3 protein-coding genes and 2 pseudogenes are annotated in these 2,474 nt (G+C 28.1%); all 5 read right to left on the bottom strand.

Annotated features, from left to right (window positions below; translation table 11 throughout):
• A pseudogene (locus E6248_RS15355) lies at positions 1 to 245 on the bottom strand (YggS family pyridoxal phosphate-dependent enzyme); the annotation flags it as partial.
• 116 nt (positions 246 to 361) lie between these two features.
• A complete protein-coding gene (locus E6248_RS15360) occupies positions 362 to 1,099 on the bottom strand; it encodes a DUF881 domain-containing protein (protein ID WP_316341641.1) in 738 nt (245 codons plus the stop codon).
• Entirely contained in the window at positions 1,100 to 1,450 is a 351-nt protein-coding gene (locus tag E6248_RS15365) for a small basic family protein (protein ID WP_316341643.1), read from the bottom strand.
• A 13-nt stretch (positions 1,451 to 1,463) separates the two neighbouring features.
• Positions 1,464 to 2,180 (bottom strand): DUF881 domain-containing protein, encoded by a 717-nt coding sequence (locus E6248_RS15370; RefSeq protein ID WP_316341644.1) that lies wholly within the window; start codon positions 2,178 to 2,180, stop codon positions 1,464 to 1,466.
• Positions 2,181 to 2,194: 14 nt separating this feature from the next.
• A pseudogene (locus E6248_RS15375) lies at positions 2,195 to 2,474 on the bottom strand (cell division protein FtsQ); the annotation flags it as partial.

Genomic DNA, 2,474 nt, shown 5'->3' on the forward strand with positions numbered 1-2,474 from the left:
ACTTTACCTACTAAATATTTAACTTTATTAGTTTGTAAATTACCTATAAAATGCCACCTTATGTCTTTTGGAAGAATTTCTTCCTTATTTATTAACTCTTGAACCTTATTTTCCCCAAAATCTCTTTGATTTTTTTTATAAGCTAGTTCAATGTCTTCAATCGGCTTAGTCTTTGATACAGCTACTAAAGTCACATTATCCGGTATTTTTTTAACTATTTCTGCTATATTTTCTTCTATATTCAAGACATTACCTCCTATAAAAGTATCTAGTAGCAATTTACATAATGTATTAATTCTCCAAGAAGTCTTAAAATCCTTCATTTTTTTAATTTTTTTTTATTTATTTTTAATTTTTTTATTTATTTAACTTCGTATCTCTCCATGTATTTAGCTTCAACGAATTGCTTAGTTGCAGGAATTATCAATTCTTCTTTTTCCTCTATTTCAACTTTAATTCCTCTTATTAATAAATTTTGAATAAAACTATTATCTGATAATAAGTAAGCCTTCATTTCTTCAGGATTACCTATTGCATATATATAAAATGGACCTACAGTAGTAGAATTATCGTCAAAACCTATAGAAGCCCAATTACAACTTACTGATGTTTTGGGTAATACTCTATGACCATTTATTGATATAGCTTGTGCTCCAGCATATCTAATCTCATTAATAGTTCTTGCAAAATCATCTTCATGGAATAATTTCATATTCATTTGAAAGTTTGTATCTAAGACTTTATCTATATCAGCATCTTGAATTTTAATAATTAATCCTGGCCCTTTAACATCAGATATACCGCTTAATCCTCCATAGTCAATAAGTTGACTTTTCATATTTTCAATTAATTTTTTCTTTTGTTCAGGATCAGTTCCCTTATACTCATTTATCTTGTTTGCATACTCAATATTTTGGTTTTGAATATCTTCAATTTCTTTATAAAGCTTATTTCTCTCTTCAACTGCCTTTTTATAATCAACAGCATTTAATGAAGCTATATCTTTACTAGTATTATTCATATCAATAGTATTAATAATTAAAAAACCAGTAAAAACAGATGCAATTAAAATGAAAATTTTCCCTTTTAAATTTTTCATTTATTCACCTCTTTTATAGTTCTTCAATTTTTCAATTATCAACCTTCTTATTACAGCAAAGTTATCAAATATTCTTCCTCCAAATACTATTACAGCTGCTATATATACAGGAATACCAAGTTTATCTCCTAAATATGCAAGGCCTGCTGCTAATAATGCATTACCAAAGAACCCTGAAATAAAAATATCGGCTTTAAAATTCTTAGATAATGATGCTCTTACAGCACCAAAAACTGAGTCTAAACAAGCAAGTATTGCAACAGACATATAGGGAGATAATGTAGCTGGTATATTTACTTCTAATATTAATCCTAATACAATTCCCAGTAGTAGTCCTATAAATGCTATCATCTCATACCCTCCCTTAATTTACTGGAATAACATACTCATTTTTTAAAGTTTGAGTAGTTTTATTTATTATAATTTCATCACTTAAAACTATATCTTGTTTATAATTTGGAAGCACACCATAATCTAATCCGCCTGGAAAGTTAGCTCCAACGTTTAAAGCTTGTTTATCCCCTATTGCTTTAATTACGACTTTTTCTGTATGATCTATTTTTTCTGTACCAACCCATATCCATTTTCCAGAGTTTTTAATCCCAGTTTGAGGTGTAACTCTTACACCGTTAACTGAAATAGCTTCTGCTTTTTGATACCTTAAAAAGTTAACTATATGAACTATTTCATCTTCACTAATAATACTATTTGATGTATCATTATTAGATCCAAATATATTAGTTTTGGGTGTTAACGTTATTATAATCCCTGGCCCCTTCACATCTAATAATCCTAAATTCATTCTAGCATTATCCAATTGCTTCTTAATTTCTGCTTCAACTTCACCTTCCGCTGCTGCAGTTTCTTCTAATTTTTTTAGTTCTTCTGATAATGTATTATTAGTATTAACTAATTCTTCTTTTTCTTTCTTTAGAGATTCAACTTCTGCTGCAATATCTAAATTTTGATTAGATAAATTAGCCTTATTATTTTCATTTATTAATTTAAACTGATGTGCAAGCAAAAAACCTAATAATGCACATACAACTGCTACAAATATTTGTGATGTAATTTTTTTCATATAGCTGCCTCCCCTCATTCACTAACTTTTATTACTGGTGGTATTTCATCCACACTCATATCTATGTATCCCTTAGCAATTGTTCCTTGGTTAATTAAGTTTAATGCTAAGTTTATTTTATCTAAAAGATTTTCTCTATCTCCGACCCTTATTTCAACATTACCTATATAACATATAATACTATTAATATTGTTTAAATTAATTTCAGAAAACTTCTGCCCCTCAGGCATATTTTCAATAAGGGTATAAAACTCATCCAAAGTTTTAGGTACTTCTATATCATCAGATATAGAT

Origin of the sequence: Clostridium sp., from assembly GCF_032552055.1 — a bacterium.
Lineage (GTDB): Bacteria > Bacillota > Clostridia > Clostridiales > Clostridiaceae > Clostridium.